The organism is Xanthomonas sp. NCPPB 2866 (assembly GCF_041475745.2).
GTDB classification, from domain to species: Bacteria; Pseudomonadota; Gammaproteobacteria; order Xanthomonadales; family Xanthomonadaceae; genus Xanthomonas; species Xanthomonas arboricola.
Window position 1 is genome coordinate 1,984,139 of the sequence record NZ_CM192975.1, and the last position, 19,656, is coordinate 2,003,794.

Annotated in this window: 19 protein-coding genes; 16 read left to right on the top strand and 3 right to left on the bottom strand. The window is 66.1% G+C overall.

The window, feature by feature from the left end:
• Nucleotides 1–104: 104 nt before the first annotated feature.
• Nucleotides 105–644 (bottom strand): Smr/MutS family protein, encoded by a 540-nt coding sequence (locus ACCQ04_RS08605; RefSeq protein WP_226426428.1) that lies wholly within the window; start codon nucleotides 642–644, stop codon nucleotides 105–107.
• Nucleotides 645–743: 99 nt separating this feature from the next.
• On the opposite strand from ACCQ04_RS08605, the gene surE reads away from it, so the two are divergent.
• From surE to ACCQ04_RS08625, 4 genes are read left to right on the top strand one after another with little or no spacing between them, the layout of a single operon-like run.
• On the top strand, nucleotides 744–1,523 hold the full coding sequence (gene surE, locus ACCQ04_RS08610; RefSeq protein WP_024939572.1) for a 5'/3'-nucleotidase SurE: 780 nt from the start codon (nucleotides 744–746) through the stop codon (nucleotides 1,521–1,523).
• On the top strand, nucleotides 1,520–2,197 hold the full coding sequence (locus ACCQ04_RS08615; RefSeq protein WP_016904010.1) for a protein-L-isoaspartate(D-aspartate) O-methyltransferase: 678 nt from the start codon (nucleotides 1,520–1,522) through the stop codon (nucleotides 2,195–2,197). Before surE ends, ACCQ04_RS08615 begins: the two co-directional genes overlap by 4 nt.
• 18 nt (nucleotides 2,198–2,215) lie before the next feature.
• Nucleotides 2,216–2,830, top strand: a complete 615-nt coding sequence (locus tag ACCQ04_RS08620; protein WP_016904009.1) for a YqaA family protein — start codon at nucleotides 2,216–2,218, stop codon at nucleotides 2,828–2,830.
• Nucleotides 2,827–3,603, top strand: a complete 777-nt coding sequence (locus ACCQ04_RS08625; protein WP_226426427.1) for a peptidoglycan DD-metalloendopeptidase family protein — start codon at nucleotides 2,827–2,829, stop codon at nucleotides 3,601–3,603. Before ACCQ04_RS08620 ends, ACCQ04_RS08625 begins: the two co-directional genes overlap by 4 nt.
• Before the next feature lie 167 nt (nucleotides 3,604–3,770).
• On the opposite strand, the gene ACCQ04_RS08630 is transcribed toward ACCQ04_RS08625, so the two are convergent.
• Nucleotides 3,771–4,151, bottom strand: a complete 381-nt coding sequence (locus ACCQ04_RS08630) for an Mth938-like domain-containing protein (protein ID WP_016904007.1) — start codon at nucleotides 4,149–4,151, stop codon at nucleotides 3,771–3,773.
• 15 nt (nucleotides 4,152–4,166) lie between these two features.
• Nucleotides 4,167–4,472: a ribosome assembly RNA-binding protein YhbY gene (gene yhbY, locus ACCQ04_RS08635; protein WP_024939574.1), complete on the bottom strand. Its 306-nt coding sequence runs from the start codon at nucleotides 4,470–4,472 to the stop codon at nucleotides 4,167–4,169.
• A 65-nt stretch (nucleotides 4,473–4,537) separates the two neighbouring features.
• On the opposite strand from yhbY, the gene rlmE reads away from it, so the two are divergent.
• The 12 genes from rlmE to alaS all read left to right on the top strand — a co-directional run bounded on the left by rlmE (nucleotide 4,538) and on the right by alaS (nucleotide 19,595).
• Nucleotides 4,538–5,170: a 23S rRNA (uridine(2552)-2'-O)-methyltransferase RlmE gene (rlmE, locus tag ACCQ04_RS08640; protein WP_016904005.1), complete on the top strand. Its 633-nt coding sequence runs from the start codon at nucleotides 4,538–4,540 to the stop codon at nucleotides 5,168–5,170.
• Nucleotides 5,171–5,231: 61 nt separating this feature from the next.
• On the top strand, nucleotides 5,232–7,172 hold the full coding sequence (gene ftsH, locus ACCQ04_RS08645) for an ATP-dependent zinc metalloprotease FtsH (RefSeq protein ID WP_024939575.1): 1,941 nt from the start codon (nucleotides 5,232–5,234) through the stop codon (nucleotides 7,170–7,172).
• A 123-nt stretch (nucleotides 7,173–7,295) separates the two neighbouring features.
• Nucleotides 7,296–8,198, top strand: a complete 903-nt coding sequence (folP, locus tag ACCQ04_RS08650; RefSeq protein WP_167762707.1) for a dihydropteroate synthase — start codon at nucleotides 7,296–7,298, stop codon at nucleotides 8,196–8,198.
• On the top strand, nucleotides 8,198–9,181 hold the full coding sequence (gene miaA, locus ACCQ04_RS08655) for a tRNA (adenosine(37)-N6)-dimethylallyltransferase MiaA (protein WP_226427112.1): 984 nt from the start codon (nucleotides 8,198–8,200) through the stop codon (nucleotides 9,179–9,181). Before folP ends, miaA begins: the two co-directional genes overlap by 1 nt.
• Nucleotides 9,182–9,258: 77 nt before the next feature.
• Nucleotides 9,259–9,537, top strand: coding sequence for an RNA chaperone Hfq (gene hfq / locus ACCQ04_RS08660; protein WP_005915027.1), 279 nt, complete (start codon nucleotides 9,259–9,261; stop codon nucleotides 9,535–9,537).
• Nucleotides 9,538–9,548: 11 nt separating this feature from the next.
• A complete protein-coding gene (gene hflX / locus ACCQ04_RS08665) occupies nucleotides 9,549–10,868 on the top strand; it encodes a ribosome rescue GTPase HflX (RefSeq protein ID WP_226426426.1) in 1,320 nt (439 codons plus the stop codon).
• A gap of 336 nt (nucleotides 10,869–11,204) precedes the next feature.
• A complete protein-coding gene (locus ACCQ04_RS08670) occupies nucleotides 11,205–11,699 on the top strand; it encodes a CinA family protein (protein ID WP_039515969.1) in 495 nt (164 codons plus the stop codon).
• A 757-nt stretch (nucleotides 11,700–12,456) separates the two neighbouring features.
• The gene (gene ubiB, locus ACCQ04_RS08675) at nucleotides 12,457–14,133 is read left to right on the top strand and encodes a 2-polyprenylphenol 6-hydroxylase (RefSeq protein ID WP_372358742.1); all 1,677 of its coding nucleotides are present in this window, start codon (nucleotides 12,457–12,459) and stop codon (nucleotides 14,131–14,133) included.
• A gap of 93 nt (nucleotides 14,134–14,226) precedes the next feature.
• Entirely contained in the window at nucleotides 14,227–14,874 is a 648-nt protein-coding gene (gene lexA / locus ACCQ04_RS08680) for a transcriptional repressor LexA (protein WP_184434287.1), read from the top strand.
• A 172-nt stretch (nucleotides 14,875–15,046) separates the two neighbouring features.
• Entirely contained in the window at nucleotides 15,047–16,081 is a 1,035-nt protein-coding gene (gene recA / locus ACCQ04_RS08685) for a recombinase RecA (protein WP_016904265.1), read from the top strand.
• Nucleotides 16,082–16,356: 275 nt separating this feature from the next.
• Entirely contained in the window at nucleotides 16,357–16,845 is a 489-nt protein-coding gene (gene recX / locus ACCQ04_RS08690; protein WP_024939583.1) for a recombination regulator RecX, read from the top strand.
• 101 nt (nucleotides 16,846–16,946) lie between these two features.
• Complete coding sequence (alaS, locus tag ACCQ04_RS08695; RefSeq protein ID WP_184434290.1) at nucleotides 16,947–19,595, top strand: alanine--tRNA ligase; 2,649 nt, start codon at nucleotides 16,947–16,949, stop codon at nucleotides 19,593–19,595.
• Nucleotides 19,596–19,656: the final 61 nt, after the last annotated feature.

Genomic DNA, 19,656 nt, shown 5'->3' on the forward strand with positions numbered 1-19,656 from the left:
CACGTCACCGCCGTAGGAGCGGACCTGGCCGCGACAGGCCTGCCCATCAACGCGTCCTTTGCGCAAGCGCATGCCTGCATCGGCGACCCATCGCCCAATCGGCGCTAACGCCGTGCCAGCAACACCAGCAATGCTCCGGTGCCACCTTGCGTGGCCGGCGCGGAATGAAACGCCAGCACATCGTTGCGCTGACGCAGCAGGCGATCCATCAGGTTTTTCAACACCGGCGCGCCGTTGTCCGACTGCAGCCCCTTGCCGTGGATGATGCGCACGCAGCCATGGTCGTGCGCATGCGCTTCCAGCAGGAACTGCCGCAGCAGGGATGCGGCCTGCGCGGCGGTGGCGCCATGCAGGTCCAGTTCGTCCTGGATCGAGAATTGACCGCGCTTGAGCCGCTGAAACAATCGGGTGGGAAGATTCTCGCGCCGGTAGCTGGCGGTATCGCCCGCCTCCAGCGGCGCACTGTCGCGCAGCAGACGCGCGAATTCGGTGTGCGCTTCCGCATCGTCGCGCTCGGCCATGCGTGCGCGCGGCTTGGGGCGCGGCTTGGCATTGGCCGGTGGGGCGACTTCACGAATCGGCTTCACCGCGCCGATCGCTGCGCGGAACAGCGCGCCGTCGTCTTCGTCTTCAGGATGCGACATGCTCACAGCCTAACCTGCCCAACCTCAGGCGCAAGCGAAGATCAAGCGCGAAGGGCGCGGACGCATCCGGTATCATGACCCGGTTTTCCGAGGAGTCCCATGCGCGTACTGGTTAGCAACGACGACGGTGTCGACGCCCCCGGCATCCAGATTTTGGCCGAGGCGCTGCGCCATGCCGGTCATGAAGTGATGGTGGTCGCGCCCGACCGCGACCGTTCCGGCGCCAGCAACTCGCTGACGCTGGATGTGCCGATCCGCACCCGCCGCATCGACGCGCAGACCTGCGCGGTTGCCGGCACGCCGACCGACTGCGTGCATCTGGCGCTGACCGGCATGCTCGATTACGACCCGGATATCGTGGTCTCCGGCATCAACAACTCGGCCAATCTCGGCGACGACGTGATTTATTCGGGCACCGTGTCCGCCGCGATGGAAGGCCGCTTCCTCGGCCTGCCGGCGGTGGCGGTCTCGCTGGTGACGCACAATCACGAAGCGCATCACTACGAAACCGCCGCGCGCGCCGCGGTGGAGATCGTGGCACGGCTGAAGTCCGACCCGTTGCCCGCCGATACCATCCTCAACGTCAACGTGCCGGACCTGGCCTGGTCGGAGGTGCTCGGTTTCGAGGTCACCCGGCTGGGCAACCGCCACCGGTCCGAGCCCTGCGTGCCGCAGCGCGACCCGCGCGGCCGCACCGTGTACTGGATCGGCCCGGCCGGGCCGGAGCAGGACGCTGGCGCCGGCACCGACTTCCATGCCGTGCGCACCGGGCATATCTCGATCACCCCGATCCATGTCGACCTGACCCGCTATCAGGCGCTGGAGACGGTGGCCGGCTGGGTGGGCGGCCTGACCGCCGCGCTGGATACGCCGGCATGACGCCGAGGCTGCGGCTGCAACCGGAATCGGTCGGGATCGGCATGACCTCGCAACGCGTGCGCGACCGGCTGGTCGAGCGCCTGCGCGAGGCCGGTATCCAGGACGAGGCCACGCTCAACGCGGTGCGCACCGTGCCGCGCCATCTGTTCATCGACGAAGCGCTGGCCTCGCGTGCCTATGAAGACACCGCCTTGCCGATCGGCCACGGCCAGACCATCTCGCAGCCCTGGGTGGTCGCACGCATGACCGAGGCGGTGCTGCAGGTTGGCCCGACCAAAGTGCTCGAAGTGGGCACCGGCTCCGGCTACCAGGGCGCGATCCTCGCCGCGCTGGGGCTGGAGGTGTACACCGTCGAGCGCATCGGCGACCTGCTGCGGCAGGCGCGCAAGCGCTTCCGCCATCTGGGCATGAACGTGCGCAGCAAGCACGACGACGGCCGCATCGGCTGGCCCGAACATGGCCCCTACGATGCCATCGTGGTCACCGCCGCCGCCCCGGCGCTGGTCGACGCGCTGGTCGATCAGCTGGCGGTCGGCGGGCGGCTGGTCGCGCCGGTCGGTGGCGCCTCGTCGCAGTCACTGGTGCAACTCACGCGCGCTGCCGACGGCGCGATCGAGCAGCAGGTTCTGGCGCCGGTCACGTTCGTCCCGCTGTTGTCGGGCATGCTGGATTGAATCCATGAGAGTTTTTCGATGAAGATCTTCGGGCCGTTGTACGACGTGGCCATTCGCTGGTCGCGCAATCGCCGCGCTCCGGCGCTGCTGACCGGCCTCAGTTTCGTGGAGGGCTTCATCTTCCCGGTACCGCCGGAGGTGATGCTGGCGCCGATGTCGCTGGCCGAACCCAGGCGCGCCCTGTGGTTCGCCACCTTGAGCCTGATCGGCTCGGTCTGCGGCGCGCTGGTCGGTTATCTGCTGGGCCATTTCGCCTTCGCCGCCTTGCAGCCGCTGATCGAATGGCTGGGCTGGAGCGCCAAGATCCAGGCGCAGATCGAGACGTTGCGCACGCTGGTCGCCGATTCGCCGTGGAAGGCCTTCTGGGCGCTGGTGCTGGTGGGCTTTACCCCGATCCCGTTGAAGATCTTTACCTGGGCCTCGGGCGTGGTCGGCGTGCCGATCCTGCCCTTCATTGCCAGCATGCTGGTGGGGCGCGGCAAGCGCGTGTATCTGGTGGCCGGCGCGATCCGGCTGGGTGGGGCGCGTGCCGAGGCCGCGCTGCATCGCTGGATCGAGCCGCTGGGCTGGGTGGCCATGGCCGTCCTGGCGGTGGGAGCAGGCTGGCTGGTGTGGAAGACAACCAACGGATGAGCAAGTTGCAGATGAACTCGGTACGTAAGACAGCAGTCCTGCTCGCAGTCGCCGTCGGGCTGGGCGCCTGCAGCAGCGCCACGGTGGTGCGTTCACCCGGAGCCGGCGGCGGTTCGGCGTCCGCGCGTCCGTCCGCGGCGCCGCGTCCGTCGGTGCCGCGCCCGGGTGCGACCGTCACCGTGCAGCGCGGCGACACGCTATACGCCATCTCGCGTCGGACCAACATCACCGCGCCGGACCTGGCGGCCTGGAATGGCCTGTCCTCGCCGAACACCATCTATCCCGGCCAGACCCTCAAGCTCTATCCGCCCGGAGCCAGCAGGCCGGGCGGTGGCGCGGCCAGCGCCGGCACGGTGGTTCCGCCGCGCCCGAGTGCCCCGATCGCAGCACCGGTCAGTAGCGGATTTCCGTGGCGCTGGCCAGCCGACGGCGTGGTGGTCGGCACCTTCGTCAGCGGCGAGACCACCAAGCAGGGCGTGGACATCGCCGGTGCCAGCGGGCAGGCGGTGCGTGCCGCGGCCGATGGCGTGGTGGTGTACTCCGGCGCCGGCCTGGTCGGCTACGGCGAGCTGATCATCATCAAGCACAACGACCAGTGGCTGTCCGCCTACGGACACAACCGCAAGCGCCTGCTCAACGAAGGCCAGAGCGTCAAGGCCGGCCAGCAGATCGCCGAGATGGGCCGCAGCGGCGCGGCCCGCGACATGCTGCACTTCGAGATCCGCTACAACGGCAAGCCGGTGGATCCGCTGCTGTATCTGCCTAAGAAGTGATTCGGGATTCGGGATTTGGGATTCGCAACGGCAACGGCGCTGGGCCGATGGTGCTACTTGGAAGGTGCGTTCTACCGGCCTGAGCTCGCTTGAGGTGGCGCTACTGCTGTTGGCATGAGAGCGACATCTGCTTCAGCCCGCAGTTGCGAATCCCCAATCCCGACTCCCTAATCCCGGCCTTCCAGAATCATCGCCAGTGCCACCCGGCGGCCTTCGCTGGCCAGCACGTTGTAGGTGCGTGCCGCGGCCGCATTGGTCATCGCTTCCAGGCCGATGCCGCGGGTCAGGCAGGCTGCCAGCACGTCCGTCTTCGGGAACTGCTGCCGCTCGCCGGTGCCGAGCAGGATCACCGCCGGGGCGAGCGCCAGCACCGCGTCCATATGCGCGACCTGGAGCTGTTCCAGGCCGGAGACCGGCCAGCCTTCCACCAGCTCGTCGGGCATCAGGATGAAGCTGCGCTGCAGAATCTGATCGTTCACCTTGGCGTGGCGGCCATCGGCCGCGCGCAGCGCATAGGTGTAGTCGGGGTGTTCCTGGCTTAAGGGCATGTCGAACTCGTCGGGTCAGCCGCGCGGCAGCACGATCTGACGCTTTTCCTTGCTGGGGCGGTACAGGATGGCGACATGGCCGATCCGCTGCACCAGCGCGCTGCCGGTCTGCTCGGTCAGTTCGGCAATCATGGCGTCACGGGCCTCGCGATCCTCCGATGTCACCTTCACCTTGATCAGTTCGTGGCGCTCGAGCACTTCCTCGAGTTCGGCCAGAAATGCCGGCGTGACCCCTTTGCCGCCGGTTTGCAGCAGTGCCTTGAGATCGTGGGCCTGGCCGCGCAGGAAACGGTTCTGGGCGGAGGTGAGAACAATGGACATGCAGGATCAAAGGGCAGCAAAGGGTGTTCAGGGTATCATGGCGACCCGTTCAGACCCCTTTGCCGATGCCTTCCCGTAGTAAAAGCAGCCAGCGCTGGCTCAAGGAACACTTCGCCGATCCGTTCGTCAAGAAGGCGCAGGCCGAAGGCATGCGCTCGCGTGCGGCCTACAAGCTGGAAGAACTGCTCCAGCGCGACCGCCTGCTCAAGCCGGGCATGGTGGTGGTCGACCTGGGCGCGGCGCCAGGCGGTTGGTCGCAACAGGTGCGCAAGTCCATGGGCGACAGCGGCCGGGTGGTGGCGCTGGATATCCTGGAGATGCCGCCGCTGGCCGGCGTGGAGTTCCTTCACGGCGACTTCAGGGAGCAAACCGTCCTATCGGAATTCGAGGCGATGCTGGGCGATGTGCCGGTGGACCTTGTGCTGTCCGATATGGCCCCCAATAAGAGTGGCATGGATGCGGTCGACCAACCGCGGATGATGCACCTGGCGGAACTGGCGATGGAATTTGCCGATACCCACCTCAAACCGGGCGGGGCGTTCCTGATCAAGCTGTTCCAGGGTGTCGGGTCCGACGATTACATTCGTGAGCTTCGCCGCCGCTATGACAAGGTGACGATTCGCAAGCCGGCGGCCTCGCGCAAGCGCTCCCCGGAAGTTTATGCGCTCGGTCAGGGCAAGCGTGCCCAGATCAAGTAAGCTGCCAATGACCACCGTGTTTCAAGAATTTGAAGAGTAGAGGGCACCGGAGCCAATGAGGATGAACGACTTGACCAAGAATCTGCTGCTGTGGGTGGTCGTCGCGGTTGTGCTGATGGTCGTCTTCCAGAGCTTCTCGCCGCGGATGGCGGGCGGTGTCGGCCCCGACTCGATCACCTACACCCAGTTCCTGAAGGAAGTGGACTCGGGCCGCGTGAAGTCGGTGGACTACACCGACGAGACCAACCTAGCGGTCAATGCGATCCGCTTCAAGCGCACCGACGGCAGCGAAGCCACCGTCTACGGTCCGCGCGACGACAAGCTGGTCGACGTGCTGTATAGCAAGAACATCGAAATGACCCGCCAGAAGCCCTCCACCGGGCCCGGCTTCTGGTCGTTGGTGCTCAATTTCCTGCCGGTCATCCTGATCATCGGCTTCTGGCTGTTCATCATGCGCCAGATGCAGGGCGGTGGCGGTGGCGCCAAGGGCGCAATGAGCTTCGGCAAGTCGCGCGCCAAGCTGCAGGGCGAGGACCAGGTCAAGATCACCTTCGCCGACGTCGCCGGCTGCGACGAGGCCAAGGAAGAAGTCGGCGAGCTGGTCGACTTCCTGCGCGACCCGACCAAGTTCACCAAGCTGGGCGGCAAGATCCCGCGCGGCGTGTTGATGGTCGGCCCGCCCGGTACCGGCAAGACGCTGCTCGCCAAGGCCATCGCCGGCGAGGCCAAGGTGCCGTTCTTCAGCATCTCGGGCTCGGACTTCGTGGAAATGTTTGTCGGCGTGGGTGCCAGCCGCGTGCGCGACATGTTCGAGCAGGCCAAGAAGCATGCGCCATGCATCATCTTCATCGACGAAATCGATGCGGTGGGCCGTCATCGCGGCGCCGGTCTGGGCGGCGGGCACGACGAGCGCGAGCAGACCCTGAACCAGTTGCTGGTCGAGATGGACGGTTTCGAAGGCGGCGAAGGCGTGATCGTGATCGCGGCGACCAACCGTCCCGACGTGCTGGATCCGGCGCTGCTGCGTCCAGGCCGTTTCGACCGCCAGGTCGTGGTCGGCCTGCCGGACGTCAAGGGGCGCGAGCAGATCCTGCGTGTGCACATGCGCAAGCTGCCGCTGGCCGACGACGTGGTGCCGATGGTCATCGCACGCGGTACGCCGGGCTTCTCCGGTGCCGATTTGGCCAACCTGTGCAACGAGGCGGCGTTGTTTGCCGCACGCGGCAGCGAGAAGGAAGTCCGCATGGACCACTTCGACCGTGCCCGCGACAAGATCCTGATGGGTGCCGAGCGTCGCTCGATGGCCATGAGCGAGGACGAGAAGACGCTCACCGCGTACCACGAGGCAGGTCACGCCATCGTCGGTCGTCTGGTGCCCGAGCATGACCCGGTCTACAAGGTCACGATCATTCCGCGTGGTCGCGCCCTGGGCGTGACGATGTATCTGCCGGAAGGCGACCGTTACTCGATGAACCGCGTGGCGATCGAGTCGCAGCTGTGCTCGCTGTACGGCGGCCGCGTTGCCGAAGAGCTCATCTTCGGCGGCGACAAGGTCACCACCGGCGCGTCCAACGACATCGAGCGTGCGACCAAGATGGCGCGCAACATGGTCACCAAGTGGGGCCTGTCCGACGAGCTCGGCCCGGTGGCCTACGGCGAGGAGGAAGACGAGGTGTTCCTGGGGCGTTCGGTCACCCAGCACAAGAACGTGTCGGACGAGACCGCGCGCAAGATCGACGAAGTGGTGCGCTCGATCCTGGACAAGGCTTACAGCAAGACCAAGGCCATCCTCACCGAGAACCTGGACAAGCTGCACGCGATGTCGCAGCTGCTGCTGCAGTACGAGACCATCGACGTGCCGCAGATCGACGCCATCATGGAAGGCCGCGAGCCGCCGCCGCCGGCGGGTTGGGGCAAGTCCGACAAGGACGGTGGCAACAACAACGACAAGGGCAGCCCGCGTCCGTTGCCGCCGATCGCCGGGCCGGCCGAGCAGCTGTAACCAACGCATCGGTCAGCTGCAGCAGCATCCATCAAGGCCGGGAAGCGATTCCCGGCCTTGATGCGTTGTAGCGACACCTCGCCCCGGCGGCGCTGATCGCAACCATCCAAGGAGACACCACCGATGTTCGATACTGCCCTCAAGCTGGATTGCGCCGGTCGCGCGCTGCGACTGGATGCGCCGCAGGTGATGGGAATCGTCAATGTCACGCCGGATTCGTTTTCCGACGGCGGCCAGCACGCCAGCTGCGACGCCGCCATCGCGCATGGTTTGAGGCTGGTCGAGCAGGGCGCTGCGGTGCTGGATATCGGTGGCGAATCCACCCGCCCCGGTGCCACGCCGGTATCGCTGGAGGAAGAGCTGCAGCGCGTGGTCCCGGTGATCCAGGCATTGGCGCAGCAGACCACTGTTCCGATCAGCGTGGATACCTACAAGCCGGAGGTGATGCGCGCGGCGGTCGCGGCCGGCGCCGGCATGATCAACGACGTGCATGCGCTGCGCTCGCCGGGGGCGCTGGATGCGGCAGCCGAATTGCGGGTGCCGGTGGTGTTGATGCATGCACGCAGCGCGCCGCATGCGATGCAGGACGCGCCGCACTATGACGACGTGGTGGCCGAGGTGCATCGCTTCCTGGCCGAGCGCATCTTCGCGGCCGAAATGGCCGGGATCGACAAGCGCCGCTTGATCCTCGACCCGGGGTTCGGCTTCGACAAGACCACCACGCACAATCTGACCGTGCTGGCGCAGTTGCAGCGCCTGCAGGAGTTCGGTCTGCCGGTGCTGGCGGGGCTGTCGCGCAAGCGCAGCATCGGTGAGTTGACCGGGCACCAGCTCGCCGCAGAGCGCGTATACGGCTCGGTCGCCGCGCATCTGATCGCCGCCCAACACGGCGCGATGTTGCTGCGGGTGCATGATGTGGCCGCCACCGTGGATGCCCTGAAGGTGTGGAGCGCGATGACGGCGATTCCGCTGCCGCGCGTGAGCGCGCCTGCGGCACCGAGCATTCGCTGGCCGGACGAGGACTGATGCCGGCCGACCGCCGCCCGCTGGCGATTGCGCTGATGGGGCCGACCGCCAGCGGCAAGACCGCGCTGGCACTGGACGCCGCGCAGCGCTGGAACGGCGAGATCGTCAGTGTCGATTCGGCGCTGGTGTATCGCGGCCTGGACATCGGCGCGGCCAAGCCGGATGCGGCGATGCGCGCGGCAGTGCCGCATCACTTGATCGATCTGCGCGAGCCCTGGCAGATCTATTCGGCGGCGGAATTCGCCAGCGATGCGCGGCAGGCGATCGAGCAGATCGTGGCGCGCGGCAAGCTGCCGATCCTGGCCGGCGGCACCGGGCTGTACTTCCGCGCCTTGCTGGAAGGGCTGTCGCAGTTGCCCGAGGCCGATCCGGCGGTGCGCGCGGCAATCGCAGCCGAAGCCGGGGAACTTGGCTGGGCGCGGATGCACGCACAACTGGCGAACGTCGACCCGGTCGCGGCGGCGCGGATCCATACCACCGATCCGCAGCGGATCCAGCGCGCCCTGGAGGTCTACCGCATCAGCGGCAGGCCGATCAGCTACTGGCAGGCGCTGCCGTCGGGTCCCCGTTTGCCGGTGCGGGTGCTGAAGGTGGTGCTGGCGCCGCGCGAGCGCGCAGTGCTGCATGCACGCATCGAACAGCGCCTGGACACGATGCTGGCACAGGACTTCCTGGCCGAGGTGGAACGTCTGCGGGCACTGCCGCAACTGCGTGCAGTCTCCGCGCCGCTGGATCTGCCCGCAGTGCGCGCGGTGGGGTATCGCCAGGCTTGGGAGTACCTGGATGGGGCCGGTCGCCTGGCCGACTTTCGCGACAAGGCGGTGCAGGCCACCCGTCAACTGGCCAAGAGGCAGCTCACCTGGCTGCGTGGCGAGCTCGACGCGCGCTGGTTCGACCCGGAGCATGACCGCCAACGATTGGAAAGTGCACTTGTCGGCTTCCTCGGCCAACGTCCCGCTGTACGGCAGGCTTCAGGCGTGTAACATCCCGTTTCCGGGGCCGGCTGGGGATGGCAGGTGTCGACCGGGACTATAAGAACAATAATGAAGAGGAGTTTTCGATGGCTAAGGGGCAATCTTTACAGGACCCATTCCTCAACGCGCTGCGGCGCGAGCGGGTGCCGGTTTCTGTGTATCTGGTCAACGGCATCAAGCTGCAGGGCACGATCGAGTCGTTCGACCAGTTCGTGGTCCTGCTGCGCAATACCGTGAGTCAGATGGTCTACAAGCACGCCATCTCCACGGTCGTGCCGGCGCGCAATGTGCGCGTGGGACCAGGTGGTGGGTATGTGCAATCCAATGAAGGCAACCAGGCGGAAGATGACGACGTCGAGCAGTAATGGAGTAGTGCGTGTTTGATCGCTCACGCAAGGGTGAACACGCGTTGTTGATTCAGACCCACTCCGGTGGGCCTGCCGAAGAGGATGTGCTGGAGGAGTTCGCCGACCTTGCCAAGTCGGCGGGCGCCACGGTGGCGGCCACGCTCACCGCGCGCATCGACAAACCGAACCCGTCGACCTTGATCGGCAGCGGCAAGCTGGAAGAGATCAAGGCCGCCGCCGAGGCCACCGGTGCGGATCTGGTGTTGGTCAATCACACCTTGTCGCCCGGCCAGGAGCGCAATCTGGAGCGCTATCTGGAGCGGCGCGTGATCGACCGCACCGGCCTGATCCTGGACATCTTCGCGCAACGGGCACGCAGCCACGAGGGCAAGCTGCAGGTGGAGCTGGCGCAGTTGCGGCATATGGCCACCCGGCTGGTACGCGGCTGGACCCACCTGGAACGTCAGCGCGGCGGCTCGATCGGCCTGCGCGGCCCTGGCGAAACCCAGCTGGAAACCGACCGTCGCCTGCTGCAGAAGCGGGTGGAGCAGTTGCAGCAGCGGCTGGAAAAGGTCGAGGTGCAGCGCACCCAGATGCGGCGTGCGCGCATGCGCAGCGAACTGCCGCGGATTGCGTTGGTCGGTTACACCAATGCCGGCAAATCCACGCTGTTCAACGCCTTGACCGGTGCGGAGGCCTACGTGGCCGACCAGTTGTTCGCCACGCTCGATCCCACCGTGCGCCGCATCGCGCTGCCGGGCGGCAGTGCGATCCTGGCCGACACGGTCGGCTTCGTGCGCGACCTGCCGCACCAACTGGTCGCCGCATTCCGTTCGACCTTGTCCGAGGCGCGCGACGCCGATCTGCTGTTGCATATCGTCGATGCGGCCGACCCGCTGCGCGAGGAACGCATCCAGCAGGTCGATGAGGTGTTGCATGCGGTAGGTGCGGGCGATCTGCCGCAGCTGCTGGTATTCAACAAGATCGACAAGATCGAAGGCGCGCAGGTGCGTCACGATGCGCAGGACGGCGTTCCCGACCAGGCGCGGCGTGAGCGCGTGTGGGTCTCCGCGCGCGACGGACGCGGGCTGCAGGAATTGCAGCATGCGCTCGGGCAGCGACTGGACCTGCGCCATGTGACCGGGCAACTGCGGTTGCCGCCGTCGGCCGGCCGTCTGCGCTCGAAGTTGCATCAACTGGAAGTGGTGCGCGGCGAGCAGTCCGACGAGGACGGCTGGTTGCTGGAGGTCGACCTGCCGATGGTCGAGGCCGAGCGCCTGGCTGCCGGCGACGACGGTGCGCCACTGCGGGCGATGCTGCCCGATCGTCGCGAAGACTGGGAGTCGTGAGTGGCGCTGCACGGTCGGCTTGTGCCAGCCGTGCAGATCGCCGTTGTCGGGGCAGGCCGATATCTGCCGGCGGTGTGGCGATCGCGCTGGGTGACGGTGGGTTCTGTTGCTGGGGTGACCGAATGCGTGTCTGCAGCAGTCGTGCAGGCGTGAGAATGTCCGCCAGCCGCCGATATCCTTGCGATCCGGTTACCAGCGCAGCCGATGCCCGCTGCCATCGGCTGCACACGGCCACTGAACCCTGGCCACGTCGTCGCTGGCGCGGATTGGGCGCCAGCGCAGACAGGCGCGGCGAATTCGGCTAAAACGTCGGTTGCTTCTTCATGCGCCGTGCCCATGTCCATGTCCGCCGATTCCGAATTGCAGCAGCTGGCCGAACGCCTCGGTCAGCAGCTGCTTGCCGCGCGCGAGCGCCTGGTCACTGCCGAGAGCTGCACCGGTGGCTGGATCGCCAAGGCAGTCACCGATGTGGCGGGGTCCTCGCACTGGTTCGATTGCGGCATGGCCGCCTACAGCTACGAGGCCAAGCAGGCCTTGCTGGGCGTGCGGCCGCAGACGCTGGAAGTGCATGGTGCGGTCAGCCGCGAAACGGTGATCGAAATGGTGTCGGGCGCGCTGGTCAATTCCGGTGCGAGCATCGCGGTGGCGGTGACCGGCATCGCCGGCCCGGGTGGCGGCAGTGAGGACAAGCCGGTCGGCACGGTATGGATCGGCTGGAAGCGGCGCGGCGGCTATGCCACTGCGCAGTTGTTCCAGTTCGCTGGTGATCGCGATGCAGTGCGGCGTCAGACCGTGGTTGCCGCGCTGCAGGGCTTGAGCGCACTGCTCTAATTCCGGCGAATCCGTCGATCGCTACGAGCTCGGCGCCAGGGCCAGCTGGCTAGGTGACAACCGTCTGCTCAATGCCGCGCTGTTCTACCAGGACTTCAGCGACTTTCAGCGCAGTCATTTCCTCGCAACCAGCTTCTGGTGGGTGCCATTCCCAGCGAGGTGTCGCGCGGCATCGATACCGAACTGCTGCGGCAGGGCGTCATTCCAGGCCCGATGCGGCAGGGCGGGCTCAGCTACACGGATGCTGCGTTTGGTCGCGATCCGCTGCTGCCCGGCAGTCGTGATTGTCTAGGCGCGCCGCGCACGTATGGGGTGACCTTGCGCTTACGGGATGAAGGCTCGAAGACCTGGGTACGCCATTGCCAAGCCACCAGGATGCAAGCGTAGGCGCAACCTCGGCTAAGCCGGCAAACGTCCATGACGCGACAGGCTGGTGCAGATCGGCTACAAACAAGGTCCCGTCTTCAACCCGCGTGCCGATGCTTCCGCTGTTTGCTCATGCGTTGTTTTTGTCCGTACCGTGCCGATTTGCTGGCGATGTCCCGGTGTTGCCCGATGGCCTGCGCGCATCCTGCAGGCAACCGATGCCGGAGGCGGCCGCTCGGTGCGCCATCGTGTGCGCAAGCGATCATGCCGCCCTGGCGGTTGCGCGTGGTCGTGCATGCTCAATGGGTGCGCGCAGCGACGGCACACATGCAGCGATGCACGTTAACGCCATTTGTCCTGTTGCCGCAGCGCGATCGCAGGCGGTGTGCTGATGTGGGAAGCGCTCGGTACCGTTCGGGACCTGGGGCGGCTGCAGGAAATCGCCGCGGTGCTGATCCGTTACGGATTCGGCGATGTGGTGCGGCGCATCGGGCTTGCCGACGTGCTCGAACGTGCCGGCAAGCTGCTGCACTGGCATAACGCCGAGGGCCGCCTGCGCATGTCCGCCGCGACGCGGGTGCGGCGCGCGCTCGAGGAACTCGGGCCGACCTTCGTCAAGCTGGGGCAGGTGCTGGCCACGCGTGTGGACCTGCTGCCGCCGGAGTGGATCGAGGAGCTGAGTGAGCTGCAGAACGCGGTGCCTGCGCTGCCGTTCGAACAGATCCGCCCGCAACTGGTCGCAGCCCTGGGCGCGGAGCCGGAAAGCGTGTTCGCACGCCTGGACGAACAGCCTCTGGCTGCGGCATCGCTGGCGCAGACGCATCGCGCCTGGCTGGCCGATGGCACGCCGGTGGTATGGAAGATCCGCCGCCCCGGCATTGGCGATGTCATCGATGCGGATCTGCGCCTGTTGGCGCGCCTGGCGGAAATCGTGGAAACGCGTGCCCCCGATCTCAAGCGCTATCGCCCCGCCGAGGTGGTGCAGCAGTTCACCGTCTCCCTGCGGCGTGAACTCGATTTCGCCGCCGAGTGCCGCAATGCCGAGCGCATCGCAGCCAATTTCGTCAACGACCCCCAGGTGGTGGTGCCGTCTGTCTATTGGCAGTGGACCTGCGAATCGCTCAACGTGCAGGAATTCATCGACGGCATCCCGGGGCGGGATCTGGTCGCCGTGGATGCGGCCGGCCTGGACCGCAAGGCGCTCGCACGCACTGGCGCCGGGATCGTGTTGAAGATGGTGCTGCAGGATGGCTGCTTTCACGCCGACCCGCATCCGGGCAACATTTTCTATCTGCGCGACGGGCGCATCGCCGTCATCGATTTCGGCATGGTCGGACGCGTTTCCGAGCAGCGCCGCTTCCAGGTCGCACAATTGCTGCATGGCATGGTCAGCTACGACGCCGAAGCGGTCATCGACGTACTGCTGGAATGGGCCGGTACCAGCCTGGAAATCGATGAGTCGCGGCTGCAGCAGGATATCGGTGCCTTCGTCGACGAGTACCGCGGGGTGCCGCTGAAGGAGCTGCGCATCGGCGCGATGCTGGGCGATGTGACCTCGATCCTGCGTGATCACGGGCTGACCCTGCCGTCGGATCTGGCGTTGATGATCAAGGCGTTTCTGACGCTCGAAGGCATGGGACGCCAGCTCGATCCGGATTTCGACATGGCCACCGAGGCGCGCCCGTATCTCGAACGCGTGGTGCTGCAGCGTTATGCGCCCAGCGCAATGCTGCGGCGCAGCCGTCGCACCGTGACCGGCGCGATCGACCTGATCGGCGATCTGCCGCGCGACCTCAAACGGCTGCTGCAGGCCGCGCGGCGCGGCAAGCTGCAACTGCAGATCGAAACGCGTGCATTGCGCGAGTTCGGCGAGCAGGTCGATCGCGCGGCCAACCGGCTCACCATGGGGATCGTGACTGCCGCGCTGGTGATCGGCTCGTCGATCGTCATGAACAGTGTCGGGGGCAGTGCCAGCCGCTGGCTGCTCGCGTTGGGCGTCGGCGGGTTCATCGGTGCAGCCCTGTGCGGCGTCTGGATCCTGTTCTCCATCTGGCGCAGCCGACGCTAGACGCGGCACGCGTGCCGACTCCGGTGGCTGACCCGTGCGTAGCGTACGACACGGCTATTGCGCAGGCGCCAGTTAGTAGTAATACTACTAACCATGGACCTGACCGATACCCAGCAAGCAATCCTGGCCTTGATCGCCGAGCGCATCGATGCCGACGGCGTACCGCCCTCGCAGACCGAGATCGCGCGCGCCTTCGGCTTCAAGGGTGTGCGCGGCGCGCAATACCATCTGGAGGCATTGGAGCAGGCCGGTGCGATCCGTCGCGTCCCCGGCCAGGCCCGCGGCATCCGTCTGGCCGGGCAGGGCGCCCAGTCGCGTACCGCGCCTGCCGCTGCAAACGAGCCGGTGCGCGATGATGTGCTGCGCCTGCCGGTGCTGGGACGCGTGGCGGCAGGCCTGCCGATCGGCGCGGATATCGGCTCGGACGACTTCGTGGTGCTGGACCGGGTGTTCTTCTCGCCGTCGCCGGACTATCTGCTCAAGGTGCAGGGTGACTCGATGCGCGACGAAGGCATTTTCAACGGCGACCTGATCGGAGTGCACCGCACCCGCGACGCGCGTTCGGGGCAGATCGTGGTGGCGCGCATCGATGAGGAGATCACGGTCAAGCTGTTGAAGATCGGCAAGGACCGCATCCGCCTGCTGCCGCGCAACCCGGACTACGCGCCGATCGAAGTGTTGCCGGATCAGGATTTCGCGATCGAGGGCCTGTACTGCGGGCTGTTGAGGCCGAATCGTTGAGTACTGCGCCGATGGCCTCACTGGCGTTATCCCGAGCCGGTGCCGCAGGATTTCCCGCTGCCATCGCCATGGCCGCCTCCCTAATCTGAGTGTGTCGCAGCCAGTCTCAGCCTGTGCGATACACCGCCGTTACATTCGCCCTACACCGAAATCACTGACAAGGATCACCCAGATGGATGAGAACAAGAAGCGCGCCCTTTCCGCCGCACTGAGCCAGATCGAGAAGCAATTCGGCAAGGGCTCGGTGATGCGCATGGGCGACCGTGTGATCGAGGCCGTCGAAGTCATTCCGACCGGCTCGCTGATGTTGGACATCGCACTGGGGATCGGCGGCCTGCCCAAGGGCCGCGTGGTGGAGATCTATGGTCCGGAATCGTCGGGCAAGACCACCCTGACCCTGCAGGCGATTGCCGAATGCCAGAAGAAGGGCGGCACCGCTGCCTTCATCGACGCCGAGCATGCGTTGGACCCGATCTACGCCGCCAAGCTGGGCGTCAATGTCGACGACCTGCTGCTGTCGCAGCCGGATACCGGCGAGCAGGCGCTGGAAATCGCCGACATGCTGGTGCGTTCCGGTTCGGTGGACATCGTGGTGGTCGACTCGGTCGCCGCGCTGACTCCGAAGGCGGAAATCGAAGGCGAAATGGGTGACCAGCTGCCGGGTCTGCAGGCCCGCCTGATGAGCCAGGCGCTGCGCAAGCTGACCGGCAATATCAAGCGTTCCAACACGCTGGTGGTCTTCATCAACCAGCTGCGCCACAAGATCGGCGTGATGATGCCGGGCCAGAGCCCGGAAGTGACCACCGGCGGCAACGCGCTGAAGTTCTACGCATCGGTCCGTCTGGATATCCGTCGTATCGGCGCGATCAAGAAGGGCGACGAAATCATCGGCAACCAGACCAAGATCAAGGTGGTCAAGAACAAGCTGGCGCCTCCGTTCAAGCAGGTCGTGACCGAAATCCTCTACGGCGAAGGCATCAGCCGCGAGGGTGAGCTGATCGACATGGGCGTGGAAGCCAAGCTGGTCGAGAAGGCCGGCGCCTGGTACAGCTACGGCGAAGAACGCATCGGGCAGGGCAAGGACAACGCGCGTGGCTATCTGCGCGACAACCCGCAGGTTGCAGTGCGGCTGGAAGCCGAGCTGCGTGAGAAGTTCCAGCCGGCTGAAGCGCCGCGCGAAGCCGGCGACGACGTCGAGAAGGAATAACAGCAGCCAGGCAGTGCGAGCCCAGCCGTCATCAGGCAGGTGTCTCGGCAGCAGCGCGAACCGGGACGTCCGCGTGGGGCCACCCCGGTTCTGCCTACCGGCCGCGTCCGCCTGATGGCAGAACGGCAGCACTGACGGCTGTGGCAGGTCTTCTATCGCGGGGACGGCGGAGTCAGTGCCGTCGCTTCCCGCGGTAGATCTATTGAAGGCCAGGAGGGCAGGCGCCACGAACGGCGCATTGATGCTGTGTGGTTTTGGTACTCGGGACACCCACGATGGACGAGCAACAGCCCGCGCCAAAGCGGGGACGCCGCTTCAAGGAGCAGACGCCGGTACAACGCGCACTGGGATTGCTGGTGCGGCGTGAGCATTCGCGCAAGGAATTGAATCGCAAGCTGCTGGCACGCGGTATCGAGCCGGACGCTGCACAGGCGGCCGTGGAGCGCCTGGCTGAGGAGGGGTGGCAGGACGACACCCGTTTTGCGGCCTCGGTCGTACGCAATCGTGCAGGTTCGGGCTACGGTCCACTGCATATTCGCGCCGAGCTCGGAACCCACGGCCTGGACAGCGATGCCATCAGCGCCGCAATGGCGACGTTTGAGGGCGACTGGACCGAAAACGCGCGCGACCTGATCCGCCGTCGCTTCGGCGAGGAAGGGCCTACCGACCTCCCGCAGCGGCGCAAGGCCGCGGATCTGCTGGCACGGCGTGGTTTCGATGGCAACAGCATTCGCAGCGCTACGCGCTTCGACCTTGAGGACTGAGGGCGTCAGGCCTGCTACCCTTCGTGGTTTCAGGTTGTTCCGCTCATCTGCGCCCACATCTCATTGGGTGACCGGGACTGCCGCCCGCCCAATGCCAGCACATGAACGCATCCGCCAAATTCAGCACTTCCCAGATCCGTAGTGACTTCCTCGCGTTCTTCGAGGGGAAGGGCCACACCATCGTGCCATCCGCGCCGCTGGTGCCGGGCAACGACCCGACCTTGCTGTTCACCAACTCCGGCATGGTCCAGTTCAAGGACGTCTTCCTCGGCGCGGAGAAGCGTAGCTACGTGCGCGCGGCCGACGTACAGCGCTGCCTGCGTGCCGGCGGCAAGCACAACGATCTGGATTCGGTGGGCTACACCGCGCGCCATCACACCTTCTTCGAGATGCTGGGCAACTGGTCGTTCGGCGATTACTTCAAGAAGGACGCCATCAGCTGGGCCTGGGAGCTGCTGACCCAGGTCTGGAAGCTGCCGGCGGAGCGGTTGCTGGTCACCGTCTATCACACCGACGAAGAAGCCTTCGCGCTGTGGCGCGACATGATCGGCATTCCGGAAAGCCGCATCGTGCGCATCGGCGACAACAAGGGTGCGCCGTACGCGTCGGACAACTTCTGGCAGATGGCCGATACCGGCCCGTGCGGCCCCTGCACCGAGATCTTCTTTGATCATGGCGACCACATCGCCGGTGGCCCCCCGGGCTCCCCGGATGAGGATGGCGACCGCTTCATCGAGATCTGGAACCTGGTGTTCATGCAGTTCGATCGCCAGCCCGACGGCACCCTGGTGCCGTTGCCGGCCCCGTGCGTGGATACCGGCATGGGCCTGGAGCGCCTGGCTGCGATCCTGCAGCACGTGCATACCAACTACGAGATCGATCTGTTCCAGGCCTTGATCGGCAAGGCCAGCGCGCTGACCGGCGTCACCGATCTGGAGAACAAGTCGCTGCGGGTGATCGCCGATCACATCCGCGCCTGTTCGTTCCTGATCGTCGACGGTGTGCTGCCGTCCAACGAAGGCCGCGGCTATGTGCTGCGCCGGATCATCCGGCGTGCGCTGCGCCACGGCTGGATGCTGGGGGTACGCCAGCCGTTCTTCAGCAAGATGGTGCCGACCCTGGTCGAGCTGATGGGCGAGGCCTATCCCGAACTGGTGGTCGCGCGGGAGACCGTCGCGCGCGCACTGCTGGCCGAAGAAGAGCGTTTTGCCGAGACGCTGGACGCCGGCATGAAGATCTTCGACGACGTTGCTGCGCGCTCGCAGGAAGTGATTCCCGGCGCCGATGCGTTCCGCCTTTTCGATACCTACGGGTTCCCGGTCGATCTGACCTCCGACATCGCACGCGAGCGCGGCTTGCGCGTGGACATGGAGGGCTTCGAGTTCGCCATGGAGCGTCAGCGCGAGACCGCGCGTGCCGCCGGCAAGTTCGGTGGCGGCGTCGCATTGCCGGCCGATCTGGTCGCCACCATGTCGCCGACGGTGTTTCTGGGCTACGAGGCCTACGATGCCGATGCACTCAAGGTCGTGGCGTTACTCAAGCAGGGCCGTCCAGTTGAACGCGCGGAAGCCGGCGACGAGGTCATCGTGTTCACCGACCGCACGCCGTTCTATGCCGAGTCCGGTGGTCAAGTCGGCGATAGCGGCCAGCTGAGCGGTAGCGATGTCTCCATCGAGATCACTGACACCCAGAAGTTTGCCGGTCAGTTCCATGGCCATGTCGGGCGCATCACCGAGGGTGCGCTGGCATTGGGCGATGTGCTGGCAGGCGGCATCGACGTGCAGCGTCGCGGCAAGACCATCCTCAACCACTCGGCCACGCATCTGCTGCATGCGGCCCTGCGCGAGGTGCTGGGCACCCACGTGCAGCAGAAGGGTTCGCTGGTTGCACCGGACCGCTTGCGGTTCGACTTCTCGCACTTCCAGCCGATCACGCCCGAAGAGCTCGCCGTGATCGAACGCAAGGTCAACGCCGAGGTGCGCACCAACCACAGCGTGGAAGTGCACAACATGGCCATGCAGGAGGCGCTGGATTTCGGCGCGATGGCGCTGTTCGGCGAAAAGTACGGCGAGAACGTGCGTGTGCTGAAGATGGGCGGTTATTCCACCGAGCTCTGCGGCGGCACCCATGTCACCCGCACCGGCGACATCGGCTTGTTCAAGATCACCTCCGAGGGCGGTGTGTCCTCGGGTGTGCGTCGCATCGAGGCGGTGACCGGGCAGGGCGCGCTGGACCATGTCGCCGATGAGGAACGACGTCTGCTTGAGGCGGCCAGCCTGCTCGGCGGCAATGCCACCGAGGTGGTCGACAAGGTTCGCGCGCTCACCGAACGGCAGAAGCGGCTTGAGCGTGAGCTGGAGTCGCTCAAGGCCAAGCTGGCCTCCGGCGCAACTGCAGACCTGGGTTCCAGCGCGGTCGATGTGGCAGGCGTCAAGGTGGTCGCCGTGCGTCTGGAGGGCTTCGATGCCAAGGCGTTGCGCGATGCGATGGATCGCCTCAAGCAGCAGCTGGGCGATTCGGTCATCGTGTTGGCAGGCGCGGCTGCCGGCAAGGTTGCGCTCGTTGCCGGCGTGAACGGCAGCCCAACTGGCAAGGTGAAGGCGGGGGAACTCCTCGGCCATATCGCCAGTCAGATCGGGGGCAAGGGCGGTGGTCGTCCGGATCTCGCCCAGGGTGGTGGCGAGGATGGTCCCGCCCTTGCGACCGCGCTGGAAGGCGTGCCCTCCTGGGTCAAGCAACACTTGGGCTGAACACTTGTCCTGGTATGCCTTGCTGCTTGGCAGGGTGTCCCGCTACCATTTCCGGTCTATT